Raw genomic sequence first — 24,479 nt, forward strand, 5'->3', positions numbered from 1 at the left:
TTGGGGAGAGTCTTTCGCCGTTCAATATCGGCGAAACAGAAAATGGCGCTAGGGCGCGCCTTCTTCATGCTCCAGCTTGTCGCCGGCTTCGCTGCGCATCGCGACGACGGCCCAGTCCGGCATGCTGCTGCCGGTTTTGCCAATAGTGCGCGACGCGACCAAGCAGGCTTCGGCCAAAGCGCAGGACTGGTGATCCGGTATCGTATAAACGGCCGCTGCGATAATGGCGGAGGATTCGGCCTCTGCGGCCTCCGACAGGCTCGCCGCGCTGCCCAGTTCCGGCACCACGCGTTCCGCAGCCGCTGCCGACGCGGGCACGGCGAGGCCGACAGCGTTGAATAGCAGCAACATAAAACTTGCAAAATATGCGTTCATGGACAAGGCCTCGTCATATCAGCGCGTTCTATCAAAACATTGTATAAAGGCAAGTTAAGTGTCGGACAAACTTTCGCCCCTGGCGCCAGCACAATCTCCCGTTTTACCGGATATCGAGGGCGTATCCTGCCGCATTGCCCGCGCGCAGTACAAGGAGTGGGACCGCTGCGACCTGACCTTTGTCGAACTGGCAGCGGGCACAGCAGTCGCAGGGGTGCTGACGCAAAGCAAATGCCCTTCGCCGGAAGTCGAATATTGCCGCGAAGCGCTGAAAGGCGGCAAGGCGCGCGGTCTGGTCGTCAACGCCGGCAATGCCAACGCTTTTACCGGCGCACGCGGCATGGCGGCGGTACAGAAAATATTGTCGCTGGCCTCGGCCCATCTTGGCTGCGCGGAACACGAAATATTCGTTTCCTCGACCGGCGTGATCGGCGTGCCCTTGCCGCAGGACAAGGCCGAAGCGGGCCTGAAAGCGGTGTTTGCAGCGGATCCCTGCAGCTGGGAAGCGGCCGCGGCAACGATCATGACGACCGATACATTCCCGAAAATGGCGACCGCGAGCGCCATCGTCGGCGGTAAGACCGTTCATCTGAGCGGCATCATCAAAGGCTCCGGCATGATTGCCCCGGATATGGCGACCATGCTCGGTTATATTTTTACCGATGCGTCGGTGGAGGCCGGCTTTTTGCAGCAGATGCTGAGCGCGGCGACGGCAAAAAGCTTCAACTGCATCACCGTCGACAGCGACACGTCGACCAGTGATACCGTGCTGGCTTTCGCCACAGGGAAAAGCACGGCCCCTGCCCTGACGTCCTTTGACGACAATGGTGCCGATGCCTTCCAGGCGGCGCTGAGCGATCTGTGCATGCAAATGGCGCATCTCGTCGTCCGCGATGGCGAAGGCGCGAGCAAATTTATCGAAATCGCTGTGACCGGTGCGGATAGCGATGACAGCGCCAAGCGCATTGCCCTCTCGATTGCCAATTCGCCGCTGGTCAAGACCGCCATTGCCGGCGAGGACGCCAATTGGGGGCGGGTCGTCATGGCGGTCGGCAAGGCCGGTGAGCCAGCGGACCGTGACCGGCTGGCGATCGGCTTCGGCGGCGTCACCGTCGCCCGCGAAGGCCTGGTCGTGCCCGATTATGACGAGGCGCCGGTCGCCGCGCATCTCCAGGGCAGTGAAATCGACATTACGGTCGATATTGGTCTGGGCGAAGGCCGGGCAACGGTCTGGACCTGCGACCTCACCCACGGCTATATCGAAATCAACGCCGACTACAGGAGTTAGGTTCTTGCACAATCTCTATCAGCCCGTCCTCGACATCATCGAAAAGGCGGCGCGCGATATTGTGCTGCCTTATTACCAGAATCTGACATCGCACCAGATTGACGAGAAAACACCCGGCGATCTGGTGACCGTCGCCGACAAGCTCAGCGAGGAATATATCGCCGGGGCGCTGTCGGCATTGCTGCCCGAGACCAAGATTGTCGGCGAGGAAGCCTTTGCCGCCGATGAATCGGTGCTGGACCAACTGGCCGACGGCCAGGTCTGCATCATCGACCCGATCGACGGGACCGGCAATTATGCTGCCGGACGGGGCCCGTTCGGGATCATGATTGCCTTGGTCGAGGAGAATGAAACCGTTGCCGGCTGGCTTTACGACCCGCTGACCGGCCGCATTTGCCATGCCGAGAAGAACGGCGGCGCCTTTATAAACGGGGACCGGGTCGCCGTTCCCGAAGATCATCCGGAAAAACCCGTTGCGGCGCTGGCAACCGGGTTCATGACGCCGGAAGAGCGCGACACACTGCTCGCCGCAGCCCAGCCTTTTTACGAAATTGTCGATATTCCGCGCTGCGCCGCCGAGCAATATCCGAGACTGGTCGAGGGAACCAACCATCTCTCCGTATTCAAGCGCACACTGCCCTGGGACCATGCGTCCGGGGTGTTGTTTCTCAATGAAGCCGGGGGAAAATGCGCGCGTTGGGACGGATCGGACTATCGCCCCGCAGACCGCAGGAAAGGCCTGCTCGGCGCCTCGTCCCCGAAACTTTGGGACGAGGCAGCCGAGCGGCTCGGGGATATTTTCAGAAACTAGGCAGGTAGGCTGGATTCAAGCCAGGTTTTCAGCTGGCTTTTCGGAGCCGCGCCGACCTTGGTTTCAACCGGTGCGCCATTGTGGAACAATATCATGGTCGGGATGCCACGCACGCCATATTTGGCGGGTGCATCGGGACTGTCGTCGATATTGAGCTTGGCGATGGTCACCTTGCCGGCCAGTTCGTCGCTGATTTCTTCCAGCGCGGGGCCGATCATCTTGCAGGGGCCGCACCATTCCGCCCAGAAATCGACGAGCACGGGGCCGTCAGCCTTCAGGACATCGCCTTCGAAACTTGCGTCGGTAATTGCTTTGGTAGCCATAACGAATCTCCAATTGTTCAGACCCTATCTAGTTATGGTCAGGCCTCGGCTCAAGCGCGGTAGCGGAAAGCTTTTTCATATCGGCTCAAAGCCCGGCTTGTGCCGCTCGATCAGATCCGGGGCCAGTTCCAGCATTTGCGGGCCGTGCGAATAGAGCAGCCCGGCCTTGATCGAACGATCCGGGAATATCTTTTCCAGCGCGGCGACATAGGCCGCCATCTGGCGCAGATAGGCGACGGGCGCCTGTTCGGCACTGTCGGGCACCCGGCGGCCGGTCTTGAAATCGACGACATAGATTTGATCGTCGGTGATCAGCAGGCGGTCGACCGTGCCGGAAATGACATGTTCGCCGACCACCGCGGCTATCGGCGCTTCTGCGAGACTTTCCGGCGCGAAAAGCGCCGACCAGGCCGGATTGCCCATGACCGTCAGCACCGTCTGGATGATCTCTGCGCGGCGCGCCGGATCGGTGATCTGCTTCTGCTTTTCCAGCCAGCGGTCGGCGACATCCATCCGGCGCGCCGGCGCGATATTCGGCAGGCGCTGAAACAGGCTGTGCAACAATATCCCGCGTTCGGCAGCGTCACGCATGGTCAGGTCCGGCGGCGGATTGCTGGCATCGTCGGGGCCGAGATGCGAGGGGGTCAAGGGTCGCGGCGGGCGGGATTCTTCCGGAGCAGCCCGGAACAGCCAGTCCGGCGCCGGCACATGATCCCCTGCCCCGTCAGCGGCTCTTTCGGGAGCCGCCGGTGCAGCGGGCCTGTTCCGGCTCTCCGTCCGATATTCCCGCACAGCCTGCCAGTCCGGGTCTTCGCGCCATTCGCTGCCCAAGGCCGTCAGACCGCGCTCCATCGCCCCATACCAGCTCAGTTCCGGCACTTCGCCTTTCGCTCTGGGTCCGAGCACGCCGGCAACGACCAGATGTTCTTCCGCGCGGGTCATCGCGACGTAGAGCAGCCGCCAATGTTCTTCCATCGCGACCTTGTCGGCATAGGCGGCATGTTCAGCCAATATGCCGACGCGCTCGGCCTTGCGGACCGGGACAACCGGATATTCCAGTTCGCGACCGGTCCCTTCGCCCAGTTTGATGCTGAAACCGCCGCTTTTCTTGCTCGCCGGGTCAAAGGTCGCATTGGCAAGGATCACAAGCGGCGCCTGCAATCCCTTTGCGCCATGAACGGTCATCAGCCGCACTTCATTGCCGCCCTCGACCTGCTCGCGCTTGATTTCGACATCGCCGCGGTCGAACCAGTCGAGAAAACCCTGCAAGGTCGGGATATGATCCCGCTCGAAGGCCAGGGCGGTCGCCAGCAGTTCGTCCAGCGGATCGACCGCCGCATGGCTAAGCCGGGAGAGCAATTTGCGCCGCCCCTGCATCGGCCCGGACAATATCGTCTCGAGAAACTGGTAGGGCGTGTTGAAATCGGCCATCGCCAGCAGCTGCTGCAACGGCTTTATCTGCTCTCCCAGACCGTCCTGTCGGCGCAGAAATTCCCAGAGGCTCTTCTCGCCATTGGCCTTGCCGCGATGACCGCGCGCCAGCAGATCCTCTTGCGTCCAGCCGAGCAACGGCGAAACCAGCAGGCTGGCGAGGTTGAGATCGTCATTTGGCTGTAGCACGAAGCGGATCGCGGCCAGCAGGTCTTGAACAACCAGCGGCTGGTTGAGGCGGATACGATCAATCCCCGCCACCGGAACCTTTTCGGCAAACAGACGGGCAACGATGAGCGCACTGAGCTCGTCGCGCTTGCTCACCAATATCAATATATCCTTGGGTTGCAGCGCCCGTTTTTGCCGTTCCAGCCAAAGCGGGTTTTCCGGCGACAGCCATTGCTTGATCTGCACAGCCAGCTGCTGGGCAATGACCCTTTTCTCTTCGCTGGCCCAGGATTCCTCGTCCTCATCGTCGGCATCGCTTCTGTTGGCAATCGGTTTCCACAAGGTCACGCTACCGCTCGCATCCTGATAGTTGCTGCGATGCTCAGGGACCCGATGATCGAGCCCCAGCTGTTCGTGGCCCAGCTGTTCCAGCGTCGCATCGACCACTTTCAATATCGGCGGCGTCGAGCGGAAACTGCGGTCCAGCGACAGGTCGCCAAACGGCTGTTCCGATGCCTCTGCCAGCGCGAAAAATTCGGTGCGCGCATTGGCATAATTATGCGGACTAGTGCCCTGAAAGCCGAAGATAGCCTGTTTAAAATCGCCCACCGTGAACAGCGTCCGGTGCCGCTCGGGCTTCACGCCTATGCCGGCAAAAAATTCACCGGCCAGCGCGCGGACGATATCCCATTGCGCGACATTGGTATCCTGCGCCTCGTCGATCAATATATGATCGGTACGCTGGTCGAGCTTGTAGCGGATCCATTCCGCCATATCGCTTTTCTGCAACAGCCGGGCGGTCATCCGGATCATGTCGTCGAAATCGACCACGCCGTGCAGCTTTTTGGCATCGGCATAGCGATGGTAGAAAGCCTGTCCGGCCTGCAGTGCGCCCGCAAACAGGTCGGCATATTCGAACAGGACCGCTTTTCCGAGAAGGTCGCTGCTCCACTCATACAGCGATCCGGCGATGAAATCATAGTCTGGCAGAGCTTTGAGCAGGCCTTTCGTGGGTTTGGGCGGGGCTCCGGTGGATTTGGTCGCCCAGGCCAGATGAACATCAGGCAAGGCTGCTGCGCGTTCTTGCGGATTGAGGCTCAGCCAGAGGCGGATCGCGAGCTGCCGCTCCTGTTCCTTCTTGCCGCCGGCTTCCGCCATCGCATCGCGCAACAGGGTAATTGCGCGCAGATCAATGGCTTCATCTGTGCAGCGGCTGGCCAGCCACGACTGGGCATCGCCGTCAATCGGCAGGCCCAGCAGCTGACGGACGAAGGGCAAGATGCCGGACGGCAGCCCGTCCATCGCTTCGGCCTTGGCGGCGCAAGTCATCAGAAATTGCTCGGTCGCCTCCTCGCCCATCCGGACGCTCAAACGCTGAATCGCTTCGACAATCTGCGGGCGCCCGGCCTGTTCTTCCTCGAGCAGCAAATCGCCCAAGGCCTCGCGCGCCAATATCTTCTGGTCGCGGTCCTCGATCGGCTTGAACATCGAGGCGATGCCGGCCTCTTCCGGGAACGACGCGAGCAAGGACTGGCAGAAGCCGTGGATCGTCATGATCCGCAGGCCCCCGCCCTGCGCATCGAGAACTTGGGCGAATAAGGTTCGCGCCCGGGCTCTCGCCTCGGGTCCGGTCGACGCGCCGATGGCGCGAAGGTCGTTTTCCAGCAGGGTGTCGTCCATCCGCACCCAGGCGGCCAGTTGCCGGTTGATCCGCTCCGCCATTTCCGCCGCGCCCGCCTTGGTGAAGGTCAGGCAGAGAATATGTTCAGGATCGATCTTTTCGGTCAGCAGCAGGCGAAAAACGCGCGCAGTCAGAACCTGGGTCTTGCCGGTTCCGGCCGACGCGCTAAGCCAGATATGGGCATCGGGTTCGACCGCATCGATCTGCCGGTCCTTCAGCGGAAAGATTTTCGGCTTTTCGCTACTCATGGTCCGGAGCCTCCGCCGGCGCGCGGCCGTACCATTCTTCGAGCCGCATCAGCTGGTCATAGTCGGCATAGCGGGCATATTCCGGATGCAGCTTGGCGGTCATCGGCTCGCTGCCCTTCAGATAGTGATCGGCGGCCTCGTTGAACCGGGCGACGGCATGATCTACCATCGCGTCGGCCGGAATGATATTCTCGCCGCGCCCTTTTGCGGGGGAGCGGATATAACCGAATTCGTCGGTGCCGCCCTTTTTCGCCAGCGACCAATATTCGAAAGCAACCGCCTCGCCTTCAATATCCTTGAAGCCGCCCAGCTCAGCGATGGCGGCGAGCAGGCCAAGCTGCAGATTATAGCCTTCGGCCACCGCCTTGTTGCTCGGCGCGCCGCCGGTCTTGTAATCGACAATGGCGATACCGCCATCGGGCATCCCGTCGATACGGTCGGCGATGCCCGACAGCTCGACACCGGCAATCTCGGCCTTGCCATAGATTTCCGAGGCCAGCGGTTCGCGGCCAGTCTTGCGGCCCTCCGCCAGCGTAGCAGCGATCCAGTCCAGCCCTTCCAGCAGGCGCGGCGCCCAGAGGCTGCGCATCAGCGGGTGCAGACCGGGATCGTCCAGGAAAGCCTTCGCCCGCTGGCGCAAAGCCGCCGGGGCATAATCATCCTCTCTCGCCCACTGGTCGAGAATGTCGTGAATGATCGTGCCCCGCCAGGCCGCGCTCGGGTCGGCGTCGATCATGTCGAGGGCGGCAAAGCCCATGATCTTTTTCGCATAGAAGGAATAGGGATCTGCGATCAGGCTGTCGACCTGGGTCACCGAAATCGGGATAAGGCGCTGTTCCCTGCTCGGCAGCGGCGCTGGACGGACATAGGGCGCGGGTTCGCTTTCCGGCTGGTCGATCGCGGCCAACCAGGCGCGGGCCTGCGGATGTTCCTTCAGATTGTCCCCGCACATGCCCTTCAGCCGGAGCAGGAAGCGCGAGGCAATGGCCGGGCCGGAATCATCCCGGTGCGCGCGGGAGAGAATGACTTTTTTGGCGCCCATTGCGCCGACCAGATCGTGTGCGGAAAGACCGATCTGCCGTTCCTGTGCCGGCAGGCCCAGTGATTTGCGGATCATCGGCGCGAGCCATGGGTCGGGCGTAATCGCCTGCGGCCAGCTGCCTTCGTTGAGACCGCAGCAGATCACCAGTTCCGACTGTTGCAGCCGCGCTTCGAGCAAGCCGTAAAGCGCGATCCGCGGGTGGCCTCCGTAGGGCGGACGCACCGAAATATCGGTCATCAGGGTCTCGAAATAGCCGGGCAGCTCATTTGCCTTTATCCGGATCGGTCCCATTTCCGCGCGGGTCTGCAGCTTTGCCAGCAGGTCGGCCAGATCCCGGCCACCCGGACCGGCCCAGATCGCGCCATCGGTCAAATTCTCGGCCAGTTGCCGCAGCTGGTCGAGTAGTTTCGGCCAGTCGAGCGAAGAGGCGAAGAGACTTTCCATCGGCTCGAACATCGTGCGCACCGATTGCCACCATGGCGTGATGGCGGCGCGCAAGCTTTTCGTCCGGTGATTGTCGGTCCGCAAGAGCGCGTCAATGCCCGCCAGTCCCGGTGCCGGACGCGGGCCGCGCAGCAACAGGTCAAGCTTGCGGACATGGTCGAGCCACAAAAGCCGCCCCTCGCCCCGCTGCACCAGCGGATGCTTGAGCAGGGCGAGAAATTCCGCCGGTGGGAATCCGTCGGCAACCGCGGATAACAGGTTAAGGAAGAACACACCCTCCGGCAGCTTCGCCAGTGGCTGGCCGGCCGTGTCGTCTACCTGGATATCCCAGCGTTTCAGATGGGCCGAGATGCGCGTTGCCAAAGACCGGTCCGGCGTGACAATCGCCACCCGCTGGTCCGGGTCTTCCAGCGCCTCGCGCGCCAGCAGCGCGATGACCTGCGCTTCTTCGGCGCTGTTGCGTGCCTCGATCGTCTGCACCCCGGCGAGACTGCGTTCGCTGCTTTCCAGCGTCTGCCAGCGCACCGTCAGTTTCGGGATCGCGAAAGCATTGCTCAGCGCCCGGCTGCGCTGCGCCGCTGCGCCGCTTTCGCCGGTGCGCGGCCAGCGCAATATTTCACCCCGCGCGATCGACATCCGGTCGAGCAGCAATTTCATATGATATTGCGGATGGGTCTCCTGCGCGCGCTTTATATAGCCGCTGTCCGGGTCGGGCTGGAAGGGCCCCAGCATATCCCATTCCTGGTCCGGCATGATCAGGTCGAGGTCGGGCAGGACCACCAGTCCTTGTGGCATGAAGGCTATGGTTTCCAGAAAACGGGCAACGGCGGGCGCGGAGGTGGTGATGCCGGCGGCAACGACGAAATGGTCGGGTGGCGATGTCTTCCAGCTTTTGGCGATATGATCGAACAGGGCGTTGCGGCGGATCGCCTGATCGACCCGCTGCCATTTTTCCAGCTGCTGCCGCCATTTTTCGGCGATGACCAGGAAGAAGCGATAGGAATCCTGCCAGTGGCTGGACAGGTCGAGGCTCTCCGGCTCTGTCTTCATCAGATCGGCCAGCGAGATTTCCTCGACATTCAGCTGGTCGAGCGTGCTGGCAAACTCGCGCGCCAGCCGCAGTGCGTCCTTGGCCAATATGGCATCGTCACGCAGCCGGATTTCTTTCTGGATCAGTTGCGCCAGCGTGAGCAGCCGGTCCATCGGATCGACGGCCGCCGGAATATCGAGCGCCAGTTCGCCGGAGTCGAGCGCTACACCGATGGATTCGTCCAGATCGAGGTCACCGATCACTGCCATTTGCGGCAGCAACAGCCCGTCTTCGCTCAGCCGCACGAACGCTTCCTGCAAGGCCCGCTGGGCGCGGTTGTTGGGCAATATGACGAGCCCGCGGGCCAGTCCGAATGCGTCCTTGGCAAAGCGGTCGATCAGTCCCTGTGCCAGCGCATCGGCGAAACCGCCGTGCGCGGCGATATTGTAGATCGCTGGCCGACGGCGGTCAGACATGCGTCAGCGCGGCTTCTGTCGGCGTTATCGCTTGCGGCGAGCCGACCTCGAACCATTGGCCGTGGTGAACTGTACCAAACAGCCGACCTTCGCCGATGGCGCGCTCCCAGAATATATTGGTGGAAAAAGCGCCTGCGGGCGCATCGCGCAGCAATCGTTTGGAGATCAGCTGGATACCAGAATAGATCAGCGGTGCCTTCTGGTCCGGAAGCTTGCGCGAAATGCGCTTCTCTTCGTCGAGATGGAAATCACCGTCGCCCTGATAATTGTGAGCAGCTTCCCGCTCAATCAGCAACAGCAGCGCGTCCATCCTGTCCCCGTCCCATGTTTCCGCCAGCTGCAACAGGCTGTTGGCGGGACCATCGGTCCAGAGATTATCACTGTTGATGCAGAAGAAAATATCTTCCTCGATCATCGGCTCTGCCTGGACCAGTCCGCCGCCGGTCTCGAGCAGCTGCGCTCGCTCGTCGGACACCCGGATATCAATCGGATAGGGCAAGGCAGCGAGATGCGCTTCCATCATGTCGGCGAGATAGTGAACATTGACGACAGCCTTGCCGATTCCCGCCTCGACCAGCTTCTCGAAACAATGATCGATCATCGCCTTGCCGGCCACTTCGACCAGCGGCTTGGGCCGGGTTTCGGTCAGCGGACGCATCCGCTTGCCCAGTCCGGCCGCCATGATCATCGCGGTGTCGACTTTGGTCATTTGGCTTCTTTCGAGGCCGGCATCGGTCGGCTACGAACTCCAATCGGGATATTCTGGTCAAACCATTTCGCGACAGGTGCAAGCGCAGGGTGCAGCAGGTCTTTCTCCAGCAGACTCCACATTCGGGGCAGAAAATCGAGATAGCGCTGCTTGCCGTCCCGCATGCAAAGACGAACAAAGATACCAATGATCTTGGTGTTCCGCTGCGCGCCAAGGATGGCGTAATGGCTGCGGAATTCCGAAGCTGCCTCCGCGTCATGATCGGCCAGATAATAGCCGAGCATGTTCTCTTCGAGTTCATCCGGGACATCGCGGCGGGCGTCCTGCAGCATTGACACCAGATCATAGGCAGGATGCCCCATCAGCGCGTCCTGAAAATCCAACAAGCCGAGCCGGCCGTCTTCCAGCAGCATGATATTCTCGGCATGATAATCGCGCATCACTGTGACCGGCGGCTTCTGGCCCGCGATCACGGGCGCGAGAATTTGCCGCCAGATGGCCTCGAAGCCTTCTGTATCGACGTCCAGCTGCTGTGCCGGGCAATACCATTCGGTCAGCAAATTGACTTCGCGCAAATATTGCGCCTCGTCATAGGGCGGCAGCGCTGCCGCTGGCGCCTTGTGCAGGTCTCGCAGCAGATCAATCACCCGACGATAGATCGCGTCCTCGTCCTCCGGATGATCATCGAGATGCTCGCGCATCCGCTGGTCGCCGAAATCCTCCAGCAGCACCAGTCCCTGATCGAGATCGCGGGCGAAGATTGCGGGCGCTGCAAAGCCGGCGCCGACCAGATACTCGGCAATATCGATAAACGGCTTCGGGTCTTCGTGCGGCGGCGGTGCATCCATCAATATCGCAACCCGCTCACCATCCTGGACACGGAAATAACGCCGGAAGGACGCATCTCCGGCGACCGGTGAAATATGGGCATCATTCCACCCGTTCTGCTGCAAAAATTCTACCGCTGCTGGCGGCGGTTTCATGTCAATGGCCATCGATCGTTCCAAGCGTCACCGGCGGTCCAAGTCAACCGGCGATTGCCCTCCCCGGTAATTTCCAGATGAAGATTAAGTGCATCGGTCCAGAAACTGTCCGGCATTCGGTCCGGCCATTCGACGATCATGGCGCCGTCGATCAGCGCGTCCTCCAGACCGAGTTCGGGAATCTCCTCCGGATCTTCAATCCGGTACAGATCGACATGGGCGACCGGGATCCGGGTTTCCGGCGGTTCATAGGGCTGAACAATCGCAAAGGTCGGACTGGGCACTTCGGCGCCATAGCCCAGTCCTTCCAAAATGCCTCTTGCCAATGTCGTCTTTCCGGCGCCGAGCGTGCCGCGCAGCGCGATCTTGTCACCCGCACGCAATAGCGCGCCCAGTTTCCGACCGACATCCAGGGTGGCTTGCTCGCTTTGCAAGATCATCATGCTGTCATTGCCGCGGCAGATGCAGGGTGACCAGCGTCCCCTGCCCCGGTTCGGAGGTCAGCGTCAGGTCGCCACCATGGGCGCGGACCAGTTGGCGCGCCAGCGGCAGGCCGAGGCCGCCCGATTTCTCGTTGGCTTTCTGATCCCGCGAACGGGCGAAACTGTCGAATACCTTCGACTGCTCGCCAGCGGTCATGCCGGGCCCATTATCGGAGATATGGATCAGGGCCTGTTTCACATTGCCCGATCCATGGATGAGCAGCCGCCCGCCTTCATCGGTATATTTGATCGCATTGTCGACGATCTGCGAAATGGCCTGCGTGAGCCGCTTCTTGTCGGCCAGCGCCGAACCAAGCTTTTCATCGAGCTGCAGCTCCACCCCGATCGCCTTGGCCGAAGCATCGTCGGCGAAATGGCTCGCGATATCCTCGATCAGCCTCTTCAGATTGACCTTTTCCTTGGCGATCGGCAGCGCGCCGGCTTCGCTCTGGCTGAGGTCGAGAACATTTTCGATCTGGTTGCCCAACCGTTTGACCGACTGCAGGATCGCACGGACATATTCGTGGCCCTGATCGGTCAGCGGCCCGGCAATGCCCTGGTCCAGAAGCTCCGCAAATCCGCCGATGGAGGTCAACGGAGTCCGGAATTCATAGCTCATGTTGGACAGGAATCTGCCCTTGATCGAATCCGCTTCGACCAGCGCTTCGTTGCGTTCGCGCAGCGCCTGCTCGATCCGGTAGCTGTCCGAAATGTCGAGCATGGTGAACAATGCATTGCCGTCGGGCAAGGGAATGGCGGCAAATTCAAACCGGCGGCCATCGGCAAAGTTGAGCCGGCCGCCTTTCTGCTGTCGCTCGGTCGTGGCGCTGCGCACCATTTCGCGCACTTCCGAAATGCGGGCGGGCTGCTTCAACTGACCTGCCATTTTCTGCATCAGCGAGTCGACACGCGGATGCTTGCCAAGGTCGGTTTCATCGAGACCCCAATTATTGGCAAATTGGTGGTTCCAGATGTTCAACTTGCCGTCGGCGGCAAAAACCGCGAGCGATTCAAACAGATTGTCGAAAGTGGCGGTCCGCACCCTCAGCAAGGTATCGCGGGCGCTCGCCAGCTGGACCTGTTCGGTGCGATCTTCGAAAATGACCAGCAACCCGCCGTCCGGAGTCGGATTGGCCAGCACCCTGAGATGGGTACCATCGGCCAGCAGCCAGTTTTCCTCCATCGCCCTGGTGGACTGGAACCAGCCGGTCCGTTCCTCGCGCCATTCCGGGAAATCGCGGACTTCGGGAATGCGGTTCATCTCCCGCATGCGGTCCAGCACGCGCGGAAATTCCGGTCGTTCCGCTATCCATTGCTGGCGCATGGAGAAAATCCGCTGGAACGGAAGATTGCAGAATTTCAGCGATTTGTCCGCGCCGAACTGGGCCACGCCGGCGGAAATCCGGTCGAGCATGTCGCGCTGTGATTCCCCGAAACGCCGCTGTTCCCGGCGCGCATCTTCCAGATCCTGAATGTCGATCGCATAGCCGGCGATCCCCGATTTGCCGAGCGGCACATCAACCACCTGGGTCATCCGCCGTTCGCCGCCCACGGTTGTCGCAACGACCCGTTCAAGCGGTTCGCCCCTGTCCCGCGCCCGGGCCGCTGCATCGACCGGACTGAAACCGTCGACCGGTTCGACCAGCTCGACGCCATTGGCAATGACCTGCTCGCCATTCTCGGCATCGACGGCGGCGACATAGGCGCTGTTGACCAATGTCAGGCGCATGTCGGGCGAGCGGTGCCACATCGGCACCGGTGCCGCCTCGATCAGGGCGGAAAGCGCGTCAAATGCCGCACGCGCGGCCTCGTTTTCATCGCGCAGCTTGGCGATCTCGCCCTCGCTGTCCGTGGCGTCGAAAATCCAAAGGAGGGCGCTGCCGTTGGGCGCGATTTTCTGATCCGCAAGCCCGCCGCGGATCAGCAGCGCCTTGTCGGAACCGCGCACCTTGATCGCCCGAACGAAGCTGCTGCCGGTTTTCTGCGCGAGATTGACATCCTGCATCAGCGCTTCGAGATCCTGCCGGATCATCCCGCGGGATTCCTCGGATAGTTCGGAAATATGGGCCGGCAGATGATCAAAGCCGAGCCAGTGCATCAGCCTTTGCGAGGCCTCCAGCTTGCCATCGGAACGAACCAGCAACGGCAGGGCCGGAGATGTTTCGAGCAACCGTCCCAGCCTGCCGGACTGTCGCAAGGTCGATTCCGCCTTGCTCTTCATCGCCAGACCGGTCCAGATCGCCCAAGCCGCTACGCCCAGCCAGGCAGCAAGTATGAGGCCCAATATGACAGCCGTGAGATCAGGGACGTTGGACATTGACTATTCCGATTAGACGGATAGTTAACCTACGAAAACCCCTATTCTTTATGACTTGGAAATGCGCCACAGACTAAGCTATCTGCGGGGTCGCACCAAAGTGGAGAGCAGCCATGCCCATCGACGAAAGCCGGACCTTCAAACCGATCAATATTGCGTTGCTGACCGTGTCCGATACCCGCACCCCGAAAGAAGACACGTCGGGCGACATCTTGGCCGAACGGATCAAGAGCAAGGGCCATGTCCTGCTCTACCGCAATCTGCTGAGAGACGACAAGTCCATCCTCATGGCCCAGCTTCACCAATGGATTGACGACGAGCAGGTCGATGTCATCATCACCACCGGCGGCACCGGCCTGACCGGGCGCGATATCACGCCGGAAGCGCTGAATGCGGTCAAGGACAAAGATATTCCCGGCTTCGGGGAACTGTTCCGCTATCTGAGCATCGCCAAGATCGGCACTTCGACCGTGCAATCGCGCGCCTGCGCCGTGGTGGCGCGCGGCACCTATATCTTCGCCCTGCCCGGTTCCAACGGCGCGGTGAAGGACGGATGGGACGGCATTCTCGATACCCAGCTCGACAGCCGCCACCGGCCCTGCAATTTTGTCGAACTGATCCCCAGGCTGCTTGAAAAATAGCGCATAAATCCATTTGTTCTTACTATGTTCTCATAGTATGGTAAGCGCATGGTCGACAAGAGCAGGATATTGCATCAGGTCCAGAAGGGCAGAGGCGCGCCGAGCAACGGGGTCTCGCAACGATTCAATCTACTGGACCGGGAGACGGACGGCGACTGGCTGGACGAGCGAGAGCGTATCGGAGACAGCGCCGCCAGGCTGAGGACGGACGTCACCGTCGAATTTCCCAAGTCGATCATCAGTTACAACAGCTCGCCCGACCTGCCGTTCGATCGTTCGATCAACGCCTATCGCGGCTGCGAACATGGCTGCGTCTATTGCTATGCCCGGCCGACGCATGCCTATCACGATCTGTCCCCCGGCCTCGATTTCGAGAGCAAGCTGTTCGCCAAACCGAATGCCGCCGAACTGCTCCGCCAGACATTTGCCAAACCCGCCTACCGGCCGGCCAGCCTCGCCATCGGCACCAATACTGATCCCTACCAGCCGATCGAGAAACGCTACCGCATCACCCGGCAGATATTGGAAGTCATGCTGGAAACGCACCATCCGGTGGTAATCACTACAAAATCCAATCGCGTGGTCGAGGATATCGACCTGCTAACCCGGCTGGCGGCCAAGCAGCTTACGGCGGTGGCTATTTCCATCACCTCGCTCGACCCGCAGACAGCGCGCCTGCTGGAACCCAGAGCGCCCGCTCCTGCGCGCAGGCTGGAGGCGGTGCGGGCGCTCAGCGCCGCCGGCATATATGCGCATGTCAATATCGCGCCGGTCGTCCCGGGGATCACCGATCACGAGATTGAAGCGATTGTCGCGGCGGCAGCGGATTGTGGCGCCAGGAGCATCTCCTTCATTCCCATGCGTCTGCCCCATGAAGTCGCGCCCCTGTTCGAGCAATGGCTCGAAAGCCATTATCCGGAGCGCAAGGCCAAGGTGATGAGCATCGTCCGGCAGATCCGCGGCGGCAAGCGCAACGATCCCGATTTCCACAGCCGCATGCGGGGTCAGGGACCATGGGCCGACCTGATCCGCACCCGCATAGGCATCGCGTCGCGCAAGGCCGGGATCGGCAAGGCGAAGCTCAAACTCAGAACCGATCTGTTCCGGCGCCCGGTGATCAAGGGCAGCCAGATGGAACTATTCTAGGCGTCCGCCAGACTTTTCAGCTTATAGTCCTTATATTCCTCGCGCAGCGACCGTTTGAGGATTTTCCCGGTGGCGGTGTGCGGCACCTCGGCGACGAATTTCACTTCGTCCGGCAGCCACCATTTGGCGACCTTGTCGCCGAGATAGGCGATGATCTCGTCTTCCGACACCTCGCTGCCGGGCTTGCGCACGACCAGCAGCAGAGGCCGCTCGTCCCATTTCGGATGATAGACACCGACCGCTGCCGCTTCGGCAACACCGGGACAGCCGACAGCGGCATTTTCCAGTTCGATCGAGCTGATCCATTCACCACCCGACTTGATCACATCCTTGGCCCGGTCGGTAATCTGCATCGTGCCATCGGGATGCAGCACTGCGACATCGCCGGTGTCAAACCAGCCATCATCCTCGACCGCATCCTCATCCGCACGATAATAGCGCTGGATAATCCAAGGGCCCCGGATTTCGAGCGTGCCGCTGGTCTTGCCGTCGCGCGGGGCGACATTGCCCTCCTCGTCGATCACTCGCAGCTCGACACCGAATGGCGGCCGGCCCTGCTTGCAGATGACATCCACCTGCTCGTCAAAGCTCAGCGCGTCCCAGTTGGCGGGAAGCGAACCGGCGGTACCGATCGGAGAGGTCTCGGTCATGCCCCAGGCATGGGCGACACGGATGCCGTTTTTCATCAACCGCTCGATCATCGAACGCGGACAGGCGGAACCGCCAATCACGACGACGCCCAATTTACCGTAATCGCCGCCATTTTCATCCATATCGGCGAACATCGAAAGCCATACGGTCGGCACGCCGGCACTATGGGTCACGCCCTCGTCACGGATCAGTTTCCACAGGACATGTGCCTCATTGCTGGCCGAAAACACCATTTTGGCGCCGACCGCCGCACAGGCGAAGGGCAGTCCCCAGGCATTGGCGTGGAACATCGGCACAACCGGCAGCATCACCGAGCGGGTCGCCAGATCCATCACATCGGGCTGCACTTCGGTGATCGCGTGGATGACGTTCGAACGATGCTCATAGAGCACGCCCTTGGGATTGCCGGTGGTACCGCTGGTATAGCAGAGACCGCACGGATCATTTTCATCGACATCGACCCAGTCGAAATTGCCGTCTTCCGCATCGACCAGCTCGCGAAAGGTCGGATAATCGCCTTTCTCGCCGTCAAACTGGATATAATGTTCAACCGTTTTCAGCTGCGGCTTGAGCATTTCGACAATCGGCGCGAACATTTTGTCGAACAGCAGCACCCGGTCTTCGGCATGGTTGATGATATAGACCAGTTGCTCTTCGAACAGGCGCGGATTGACCGTGTGAAGGATGCCGCCGATACCGGCCGAACCGTACCAGCTGATCAGGTGGTGCGCATGGTTCATCGCGATGGTCGCGATCCGGTCGCCCTTGTTCATGCCAAGCCGTTGCAATGCTTGCGAGAATTTGCGTGATTCCAGCCCGATCTCGGCCCAGTTGCTGCGGCTGATGCTGCCATCCGCCCAATAGCTCACAATCTCGCGATCGCCATGCTCTCTCGCAGCGTGATCGATCAAATTTGTAATCTTGAGCGAACTCGCTTGCATTGCACCGGCCATATCATCTCTCCAAACAGTTTATATTTGGCGGGTTTCTGATATGTTTGAGCCTAGCTGACAAGCCTTAATTTGGGTTTTGCAACCCGCATTGGTCGGGCCGGCCCCAGACGGACGTTGGCAAGCCCATGAACCCGTTCCAGCATCTCCACCGTTTCGGCATCCAGCCGGAAGGACCGGCCGAGACAGACTTTGACCGGATCATCATCGGGTCCCGCCATGGTAGCGACGATCTCGCTCTGGCCGCCAAGCAGCGGGGCGACCAGATTGGTCAGCTCGTGCAGACCGGCAATGTCCCGGACTTCCAGCTCCATTCGCGTGCGGGTTGTTTTCTCCAGCCCGTCGAGCGGCTGGACCGTCCGGATCGCCACCCGCGGATTTTCGTCTTCCGACTGCTGGTCCAGCTCGACCTTGAGCAAGGCGCAGCGCCCCTCCTGAGACAGCTCTTCCAATATCTTGCACTGGTCCTCGTCGAAGCAGCTGGCGGAAAATTGTCCGCTGCTGTCGGAGAGGTCGGCGAGCGCGAATCTCTTGCCCCGTCGGCTGTCGCGCCAGCGCACTTTCTCGATAAGCGCGGACATCACCGCCGGCTTGCGAATGCCCTCGCCAATCGGTTCTCCGCTGCACAATGCCGCATAGGTCATCGCGCCGAGCGAGGATGATACCGCCTGGAACTGGGACACCGGGTGCGAGGAGAAATAGAAGCCGAAGGCATCGCGCTCGCGGACCATGATCTCGTTGAGCGACCAGTTGCTGTTCTCCGGCAACCGGATCGCCTGCATATCGCCGCCGACACTGCCTTCTCCAAAGAGGCCGCCCTGCCCGCTTTCGCGCGCATCGGCGGCGCTGTTGGCGACCGAGAGTATCATGTCCGCGCCGTCATGGACCGCCGCGCGATTGGGCTCCAGATCGTCGAAAGCTCCGGCCGAGGCCAGGCTTTCCAGCTGGCGCTTGTTGAGGCCGTGCGGATCAATCCGGTTGGCAAAATCCTCGATCGACGAGAACGGCCCGCTCTGGGCACGTTCGGCGACCAGCGACTGCATCGCCTTCTCGCCGACATTTTTCAGACCCGCCAGCGCATAGCGGACGGCGAGCAGCGCGTCAGGCTGTTCCTCCACCGAGAAATTCGGCCGACTCTTGTTGATTGCCGGCTGCAGGACGGTTACGCCCAGCCGCTTCATGTCATCGACGAAAATGCTGAGCTTCTCGGACTGGTGCATGTCGAAGCACATCGAGGCGGCGTAGAATTCATGCGGATGATGCGCCTTCAGCCAGGCCGTCTGATAGGCGAGCAGAGCATAAGCCGCCGCGTGGCTCTTGTTGAAACCATAGCCGGCAAATTTGTCGATCAAGTCGAACAGCTCGTTGGCCTGATCGCTGTTCAGACCGTTTTCCGCGGCGCCCGTCACGAACCGCTTGCGCTGGACGTCCATCTCCGCCTGGATTTTCTTGCCCATCGCGCGACGCAGCAAATCTGCTTCGCCGAGTGAATAGCCGGCGATGATCTGCGCTGCCTGCATCACCTGTTCCTGATAGACGAAAATCCCGTAGGTTTCCTTCAGGATGTCCTGCAACAACGGATGCGGATAGGCGATTTCAACCCGGCCGTTCTTGCGGTCGCCGAACAGCGGGATATTGTCCATCGGTCCCGGCCGGTAGAGCGAAACAAGTGCGATAATATCGCCGAAGTTGGTCGGTTTCACCGCGGCCAGCGTGCGCCGCATGCCTTCGGATTCCAGCTGGAACACACCGACAGTGTCGCCGCGCTGGAGCAGCTCGAACACTTTCTCGTCTTCCCAGCTCAGGTTTTCCAGCTCGACCGTTATGCCGCGTTCAGCGAGCAGTTCGACCGCCTTTTTCAACACCGAGAGCGTCTTCAGCCCGAGAAAGTCGAACTTCACCAGACCGGCTTTTTCGACAAATTTCATATCGAACTGGGTTACCGGCAGGTCCGAGCGGGGATCGCGGTACAGCGGCACCAGCTGATCGAGCGGGCGATCGCCAATGACCACGCCGGCAGCATGGGTCGAGCTGTGCCGCGGCAGACCTTCGAGCTTCATGGCAAGGTCGAACAATCGCTTCACGTCGGACTGCTTATATTCCTGCGCCAGTTCGGTGATGCCGTTGAGCGACCGCTTCAGATCCCAGGGGTCGGTGGGATGGTTGGGTATCAACTTGGTCAGCCGGTCGACCTGCCCGTAAGGCATTTGCAGCACCCGCCCGACATCGCGGATCACCGCGCGCGCCTTCAGCTTTCCGAAGGTGATGATCTGGGCCACCTGCCGGTCGCCGTATTTTTCCTGCACATAGCGAATGACCTCGCCGCGCCGCGTTTCGCAGAAATCGATATCGAAATCCGGCATCGACACACGTTCCGGATTGAGGAAACGTTCAAACAGCAATCCGAGTTTGATGGGATCAAGATCGGTGATCGTCAACGCCCATGCAACGACCGAGCCGGCACCCGAACCACGGCCGGGCCCGACCGGAATGTCGTGATCCTTCGCCCATTTGATAAAGTCGGCAACGATCAGGAAATAGCCGGGAAAGCCCATGCTGACGATCACGTCCAGCTCGAAGGCCAGACGGTCGAAATAGACTTTCCGTTCCTCTTCGTCCGTCAGATTGACGAACGCCAGCCGCCGTTCGAGACCGGCGGTGGAATCTTTGCGCAACTGTTCGATTTCCCCGTCCAGATCACCCGCCAGACTGGGCAGGATCGGATCTCTTTTGGGTGGCGAAAAGGCGCATCTCTGGGCGATGACAAGCGTATTCTGCAAGGCTTCGGGCAAATCGGAGAACAGGTCCTCCATCACCAGGGCGCTTTTCATCCACAAATGGCGCGACGGCTTCTCCCGCTCGTCATTTTCGACATAGGCGGATTGCGCGATACATTTCATCGCATCATGGGCTTCGTGGAAATCAGGTTCGGAAAAGCAGCTGGGATTGGTCGCTACCAGCGGAATATTGCGATCCATAGCCAGCGCGATCAGACCGGCTTCCGCTGCCATTTCGACCGGGTCCTCGCGGCGGGACAATTCGATATAGAGTCGTCCCGGGAAATATTGCTGCAACAGGGACAGATAGGCTTCGGCTTCCGATTGCTGCTCCTCTGCAACCAGTCGCGCCAGCGCGCCTTCGCCGCCTCCGGTCAGGACGATCAGGCCATTGCTGTGTCCCCCCAGCATTTCGAAAGGAACATGGGCGTCCAGTTCGCCTGGCCGGTCGAGATGCGAAGCCGACACCAGCTTGCAAAGATTTTCATAGCCTTCGGCATCCTGCGCATAGAGCGCGATCCAATCCAGCACCGGTTTGGACGGGTCAGTGCCACCGGGTCGCGCAACCCTCAGGAAGCAACCCGTAATCGGCTGCACCCCCTGGGCGCGACAGCCGTCATCGAACGCCATCGAAGCGAAAAGACCAATCCGGTCGCACAGCGCAACCGCCGGAAAACCGCGCTCCTTGGCCGCAGCGCCAATCGCTGCGGGCTCCATCGCTCCATCCAGGATCGTATAGGCAGAAAAGGTACGGAGATGGACGAAAGGAATCTGGGCCATGATCGTCAGACTAGCGCGCCATCGCGCTCTTGCATATGGGGACGATCATGCGGGGCGGAACTATCGACCATTTGTCCACAGCATATTTGCCGGACGGTTGCGCGGGATCCTGACCGGGCGGAAATTTTCGGCAAACAGGACCGCTATAGCAGCGCTTCAATCTCGCTCTTCAGCTGTTCCGGCTTCACCGCCGGACCGTAGCGCGCAACGACATTGCCCTCGCGGTCGACCAGAAACTTGGTAAAATTCCACTTGATCCGGGAACCGAGCAGACCGGATTTCTCGGTTTTCAGATATTTCCAGAGCGGGTCGGCATCATTGCCGTTGACGTCGATCTTGGCCATCAGCGGGAAGCTCACATCATAGTTCAGCGAGCAGAAATTCTTGATTTCGTCGGCATCACCGGGCTCCTGGTTGCCGAACTGGTTGCAAGGGAAGGCCAGTATTTCGAGGCCCTGGTCGTGATATTCCTGATGCAGCTTTTCGAGCCCCTCATATTGCGGCGTAAACCCGCATTTCGAGGCGGTGTTGACGATCAGAAGCACCTTGCCCTTATGAGCGGACAAGTCCTCCATCGAACCATCCGCCTGCTTTACCTGAAATTCCGTAACCTTCATATGCGCCCCGCAATGTTTGTTTCTAGGTATTCCCCGCCCCACAGATTGATACTCGCACGGGAAATGTCAAAGCCATTCTCGATTCGAGTCGAAAAGCCTAGGTTAAAACACCCTCGTGCAGCCGGACAACCCGGTCCATTCTGGCAGCCAGACGCTCGTTATGCGTCGCTATCAGCGCCGCGCTGCCTTCCTGCCGTACCAGTGCGATAAATTCGGAGAGCACCAGATCGGCGGTCGCTTCGTCAAGATTGCCGGTCGGCTCGTCGGCCAGCACCAGTTTCGGGGCATTGGCCAGCGCCCGGGCAACGGCGACCCGCTGCTGCTCCCCGCCGGACAATTTGCTCGGATTATGATCCAGCCGCGCTCCCAGACCCAGGCTGCGCAGCAAAGTTTCGGCTCTCTCCTCCGCCGCCTTCTGGCTGGTACCGGCAATCAGCTGCGGCATCACTACATTTTCCAGCGCGGTAAAGTCGGGCAGCAAATGGTGGAACTGATAGACGAAACCGAGCAGATCGCGCCGGATGCGCGTATGACCGCTGGCTGGCAATTGCGCCGTTTCCTCGCCGTTGAGCTTGATCGATCCTTCAAAACCGCCCTCGAGCAATCCGACGGCCTGCAACAGGGTCGACTTGCCCGATCCGGAGGGACCGACCAGCGCGACGATTTCATTCGCATGGATATCCAGATTGACGCCGCGAAGCACCTCGATCCTGACATCCCCCTGAATGAAGCTGCGCTTCACATCGCGCAATTCTACGGTTTTCTCGATTTTTCTGTCACTCATAGCGAAGCACCTGGACCGGATCGGTACTGGCCGCCTTATAGGCGGGATAGAGTGTCGCCAAGAAACTGAACAGCAGCGCCAGCCCGGCGATACCCACGACCTCCATCGGATCGGTTCGCGCCGGCAATTCGGTCAGGAAGCGGATAGACGGGTCCCAAAGATTCTGCCCGGTGATGATCTGGACGAAATTGATCACATTCTGGCGGAAATAGATGGCGATCAGGCCCAGGATGATCCCGGCGGCGATGCCGAGCGTCCCGATCGACGTGCCCACCGTCACGAAAATCCGCACCAGCGATGCGCGAGACGCCCCCATGGTGCGCAGAATCGCGATATCTCGGGTCTTGGCGCGCACGAGCATGATCAGCGACGACAATATGTTGAACACGGCCACCAGGATGATGATCGAGAGGATCACGAACATCACCACCCGCTCGACCTGCAGCGTCTCGAACAGCGAGGCATTCATCGTCTGCCAGTCGATGATCACTCCGCGGTCGGCCACCTTGGGTATCAGCGGCGCGATGATCTGGCCGACATTGTCCGCATCATTGGTCTTGATTTCGATCATCCCGATCTGGTCGCCGAGCAAGAGCAAAGTCTGCGCGTCCTCCATCGGCATGATCACGAATGCCTTGTCATAATCATAGACACCGACTTCGAATATCGCGGCCACATCATAGGCGATTTCCCGCGGCACGGTTCCAAATGGGGTCGAGCGACCCTGAGGATTGATGATGGTGATCCGGCTCCCGACCTGCGCGCCCAGCGTGGTCGCCAGCCGGCTGCCGATACCAACCCGCCCCGACCCGGCTTCCAGGCGCGCCAGGTCGCCGGCCACGGTTTTTCCGTCGAGCGTCTCGTTGTTCAATATGTCCGGTACTTCCATCCCGCGCACCAGCACCGCTTCAACCCGTCCGTTGAAAGTGGTCAGCAGGGGCTGTTCGATCAGCGGTGATGCCGAGACGACACCTTCGGTCGCGCGGGTCTCCTCGAGCAGGTCTCGCCATCCGGGCAGACGCCCGCCATAGCCCTGGATCACGGCATGGCCGTTGAGGCCGACGATCTTGTCGAACAGCTCCGCGCGGAAGCCGTTCATGACGCTCATCACCACGATCAGCGCGGCGACGCCGAGCATGACCGCAACCAGGCTGATACTGGCAACGAGGAAGATGAACCCCTCCCCCTTGCCCGGCAACAGATAGCGTTTTGCGATGACCCATTCGTAACGGGATAGGAGCATGACGTGCGAAAACTTCCTTGGATCAGGTTTCCCTGCCTTTACGGTCGCAGGTCGGGGCAAGCAAGTGGCATGGTGGTAAATATGCTGTTGCCGATATGACACAAGCGGAGACCAATCTTGCGAAACCCCCAATTTTACCATGACAAATTTATGTCAGTCGATCAGAGATGATTACAGAATCAAACATCTCGATTAACGGGTCATGGTTCAGGGATCCCTTCCGGTTCCGCCAAATGTTGGGGGACAAGCGGCGTTGAATAGGACGGGAAAACAGGGGACGGATTAATTCGTCACCATTTTCGCCCGGGTGCTTATCGGCATCCGGGCGTTTTTTTGCGCTGAAAAATTTTCAAGCCATTGGTATCTCTGGCTTTTCTTCCTCTTGAAATCCGCAAAGTTGATCATATCTTTAGTCATGTGGAACGCCATTCGGGTTCCACAACAACGAAAGGGATGCCGCATATGCGGGTCCGGATTTACATTGCTCAATCGCAGAGGATATAGATATGAATCGTTTTGACTTTACCCCCTATCGCCGCTCGACCGTAGGTTTTGACCGGCTGTTCGACCTTCTTGAAAATAATGCCCGCGCGCAGCAATCCGAGAATTACCCGCCGTTCAACATCGAACGCAGCGGTGAAGATCATTACCGGATCACGCTGGCGGTCGCCGGTTTCAAGGATGACGAAATCGAAATTACCGCCCAGCAGAATTTGCTGCTCGTCGCCGGCAACAAGAAGACCGACGACCATGAAGGCAAGCAGTTCCTGCACATGGGAATAGCCAACCGCAACTTCGAACGGCGTTTCGAACTCGCCGATTTCGTCCGCGTGGAAAATGCCGCGCTGGCCGACGGCCTGCTTGAAATCGACCTTGTTCGGGAAATCCCCGAAGCAATGCGGCCGCAAACGATCGCGATCAACAAGGGCGACAATGTCACCAAGATAGCGGACAAGCGGAAGAAGAAAGAAGACAAAGCCGCCTAAGCAGCAGACCAACGCAAATTTCAGGGGCAGCCGGAGCGATCTGGCTGCCTTTTTATTTGGCGGCCTTACAATGGCGGTGGAATGAAATGGGGCAGC

18 protein-coding genes are annotated in these 24,479 nt (G+C 60.2%); 5 read left to right on the forward strand and 13 right to left on the reverse strand.

What is annotated here, in order from left to right:
- Window positions 1-48 precede the first annotated feature (48 nt).
- The gene (locus tag CHN51_RS16615) at window positions 49-375 is read right to left on the reverse strand and encodes a hypothetical protein (RefSeq protein WP_100095011.1); all 327 of its coding nucleotides are present in this window, start codon (window positions 373-375) and stop codon (window positions 49-51) included.
- Between the two features lie 58 nt (window positions 376-433).
- On the opposite strand from CHN51_RS16615, the gene argJ reads away from it, so the two are divergent.
- Together argJ and CHN51_RS16625 are read left to right on the forward strand one after the other, a co-directional pair.
- The gene (argJ, locus tag CHN51_RS16620; RefSeq protein WP_100095012.1) at window positions 434-1,663 is read left to right on the forward strand and encodes a bifunctional glutamate N-acetyltransferase/amino-acid acetyltransferase ArgJ; all 1,230 of its coding nucleotides are present in this window, start codon (window positions 434-436) and stop codon (window positions 1,661-1,663) included.
- Window positions 1,664-1,667: 4 nt separating this feature from the next.
- Window positions 1,668-2,474, forward strand: a complete 807-nt coding sequence (locus tag CHN51_RS16625; protein WP_100095013.1) for an inositol monophosphatase family protein — start codon at window positions 1,668-1,670, stop codon at window positions 2,472-2,474.
- Here CHN51_RS16625 and trxA read toward each other — a convergent pair.
- From trxA to CHN51_RS16660, 7 genes are all read right to left on the reverse strand, one after another.
- Complete coding sequence (trxA, locus tag CHN51_RS16630; protein WP_100095014.1) at window positions 2,471-2,797, reverse strand: thioredoxin TrxA; 327 nt, start codon at window positions 2,795-2,797, stop codon at window positions 2,471-2,473. The genes CHN51_RS16625 and trxA overlap by 4 nt on opposite strands.
- Window positions 2,798-2,872: 75 nt before the next feature.
- On the reverse strand, window positions 2,873-6,325 hold the full coding sequence (gene addA / locus CHN51_RS16635; RefSeq protein ID WP_100095015.1) for a double-strand break repair helicase AddA: 3,453 nt from the start codon (window positions 6,323-6,325) through the stop codon (window positions 2,873-2,875).
- Complete coding sequence (gene addB, locus CHN51_RS16640) at window positions 6,318-9,317, reverse strand: double-strand break repair protein AddB (RefSeq protein WP_100095016.1); 3,000 nt, start codon at window positions 9,315-9,317, stop codon at window positions 6,318-6,320. The genes addA and addB overlap by 8 nt, the downstream gene beginning before the upstream one ends.
- The gene (locus CHN51_RS16645) at window positions 9,310-10,026 is read right to left on the reverse strand and encodes a nucleotidyltransferase family protein (protein ID WP_100095017.1); all 717 of its coding nucleotides are present in this window, start codon (window positions 10,024-10,026) and stop codon (window positions 9,310-9,312) included. The genes addB and CHN51_RS16645 overlap by 8 nt, the downstream gene beginning before the upstream one ends.
- Complete coding sequence (locus CHN51_RS16650; protein ID WP_100095715.1) at window positions 10,023-11,009, reverse strand: phosphotransferase; 987 nt, start codon at window positions 11,007-11,009, stop codon at window positions 10,023-10,025. Before CHN51_RS16650 ends, CHN51_RS16645 begins: the two co-directional genes overlap by 4 nt.
- Complete coding sequence (tsaE, locus tag CHN51_RS16655; protein ID WP_100095714.1) at window positions 11,006-11,449, reverse strand: tRNA (adenosine(37)-N6)-threonylcarbamoyltransferase complex ATPase subunit type 1 TsaE; 444 nt, start codon at window positions 11,447-11,449, stop codon at window positions 11,006-11,008. The genes CHN51_RS16650 and tsaE overlap by 4 nt, the downstream gene beginning before the upstream one ends.
- A 7-nt stretch (window positions 11,450-11,456) precedes the next feature.
- Window positions 11,457-13,808: a PAS domain-containing sensor histidine kinase gene (locus CHN51_RS16660; RefSeq protein ID WP_100095018.1), complete on the reverse strand. Its 2,352-nt coding sequence runs from the start codon at window positions 13,806-13,808 to the stop codon at window positions 11,457-11,459.
- A 113-nt stretch (window positions 13,809-13,921) separates the two neighbouring features.
- Between CHN51_RS16660 and moaB the strand changes: the two genes are divergently transcribed.
- Together moaB and CHN51_RS16670 are read left to right on the forward strand one after the other, a co-directional pair.
- Complete coding sequence (gene moaB / locus CHN51_RS16665; RefSeq protein ID WP_100095019.1) at window positions 13,922-14,449, forward strand: molybdenum cofactor biosynthesis protein B; 528 nt, start codon at window positions 13,922-13,924, stop codon at window positions 14,447-14,449.
- 48 nt (window positions 14,450-14,497) lie between these two features.
- Complete coding sequence (locus CHN51_RS16670; protein WP_100095020.1) at window positions 14,498-15,595, forward strand: PA0069 family radical SAM protein; 1,098 nt, start codon at window positions 14,498-14,500, stop codon at window positions 15,593-15,595.
- On the opposite strand, the gene CHN51_RS16675 is transcribed toward CHN51_RS16670, so the two are convergent.
- The 5 genes from CHN51_RS16675 to CHN51_RS16695 all read right to left on the reverse strand — a co-directional run bounded on the left by CHN51_RS16675 (window position 15,592) and on the right by CHN51_RS16695 (window position 23,397).
- Complete coding sequence (locus tag CHN51_RS16675; protein ID WP_100095021.1) at window positions 15,592-17,199, reverse strand: long-chain fatty acid--CoA ligase; 1,608 nt, start codon at window positions 17,197-17,199, stop codon at window positions 15,592-15,594. The two genes, CHN51_RS16670 and CHN51_RS16675, sit on opposite strands and share 4 nt — an antisense overlap.
- Before the next feature lie 50 nt (window positions 17,200-17,249).
- Entirely contained in the window at window positions 17,250-20,753 is a 3,504-nt protein-coding gene (gene dnaE, locus CHN51_RS16680) for a DNA polymerase III subunit alpha (RefSeq protein ID WP_100095022.1), read from the reverse strand.
- Window positions 20,754-20,896: 143 nt separating this feature from the next.
- A complete protein-coding gene (locus CHN51_RS16685; protein WP_100095023.1) occupies window positions 20,897-21,370 on the reverse strand; it encodes a glutathione peroxidase in 474 nt (157 codons plus the stop codon).
- Between the two features lie 97 nt (window positions 21,371-21,467).
- Window positions 21,468-22,154: an ABC transporter ATP-binding protein gene (locus CHN51_RS16690; RefSeq protein ID WP_206169910.1), complete on the reverse strand. Its 687-nt coding sequence runs from the start codon at window positions 22,152-22,154 to the stop codon at window positions 21,468-21,470.
- Window positions 22,147-23,397, reverse strand: coding sequence for a lipoprotein-releasing ABC transporter permease subunit (locus tag CHN51_RS16695; RefSeq protein ID WP_100095024.1), 1,251 nt, complete (start codon window positions 23,395-23,397; stop codon window positions 22,147-22,149). Before CHN51_RS16695 ends, CHN51_RS16690 begins: the two co-directional genes overlap by 8 nt.
- A 506-nt stretch (window positions 23,398-23,903) precedes the next feature.
- On the opposite strand from CHN51_RS16695, the gene CHN51_RS16700 reads away from it, so the two are divergent.
- Entirely contained in the window at window positions 23,904-24,383 is a 480-nt protein-coding gene (locus tag CHN51_RS16700; protein WP_100095025.1) for an Hsp20 family protein, read from the forward strand.
- The last annotated feature ends 96 nt before the right edge of the window (window positions 24,384-24,479 follow it).

The sequence above is a fragment of the Sphingorhabdus sp. YGSMI21 genome (assembly GCF_002776575.1).
Lineage (GTDB): Bacteria > Pseudomonadota > Alphaproteobacteria > Sphingomonadales > Sphingomonadaceae > Parasphingorhabdus.

Coding starts and splice junctions, on each gene's coding strand:
- CHN51_RS16615 (WP_100095011.1), bottom strand. CDS start 375: ATGAACGCATATTTTGCAAGTTTTATGTTGCTGCTATTCAACGCTGTC.
- trxA (WP_100095014.1), bottom strand. CDS start 2,797: ATGGCTACCAAAGCAATTACCGACGCAAGTTTCGAAGGCGATGTCCTG.
- addA (WP_100095015.1), bottom strand. CDS start 6,325: ATGAGTAGCGAAAAGCCGAAAATCTTTCCGCTGAAGGACCGGCAGATC.
- addB (WP_100095016.1), bottom strand. CDS start 9,317: ATGTCTGACCGCCGTCGGCCAGCGATCTACAATATCGCCGCGCACGGC.
- CHN51_RS16645 (WP_100095017.1), bottom strand. CDS start 10,026: ATGACCAAAGTCGACACCGCGATGATCATGGCGGCCGGACTGGGCAAG.
- CHN51_RS16650 (WP_100095715.1), bottom strand. CDS start 11,009: ATGAAACCGCCGCCAGCAGCGGTAGAATTTTTGCAGCAGAACGGGTGG.
- tsaE (WP_100095714.1), bottom strand. CDS start 11,449: ATGATCTTGCAAAGCGAGCAAGCCACCCTGGATGTCGGTCGGAAACTG.
- CHN51_RS16660 (WP_100095018.1), bottom strand. CDS start 13,808: ATGTCCAACGTCCCTGATCTCACGGCTGTCATATTGGGCCTCATACTT.
- moaB (WP_100095019.1), top strand. CDS start 13,922: ATGCCCATCGACGAAAGCCGGACCTTCAAACCGATCAATATTGCGTTG.
- CHN51_RS16670 (WP_100095020.1), top strand. CDS start 14,498: ATGGTCGACAAGAGCAGGATATTGCATCAGGTCCAGAAGGGCAGAGGC.
- CHN51_RS16675 (WP_100095021.1), bottom strand. CDS start 17,199: ATGGCCGGTGCAATGCAAGCGAGTTCGCTCAAGATTACAAATTTGATC.
- dnaE (WP_100095022.1), bottom strand. CDS start 20,753: ATGGCCCAGATTCCTTTCGTCCATCTCCGTACCTTTTCTGCCTATACG.
- CHN51_RS16685 (WP_100095023.1), bottom strand. CDS start 21,370: ATGAAGGTTACGGAATTTCAGGTAAAGCAGGCGGATGGTTCGATGGAG.
- CHN51_RS16690 (WP_206169910.1), bottom strand. CDS start 22,154: ATGAGTGACAGAAAAATCGAGAAAACCGTAGAATTGCGCGATGTGAAG.
- CHN51_RS16695 (WP_100095024.1), bottom strand. CDS start 23,397: ATGCTCCTATCCCGTTACGAATGGGTCATCGCAAAACGCTATCTGTTG.
- CHN51_RS16700 (WP_100095025.1), top strand. CDS start 23,904: ATGAATCGTTTTGACTTTACCCCCTATCGCCGCTCGACCGTAGGTTTT.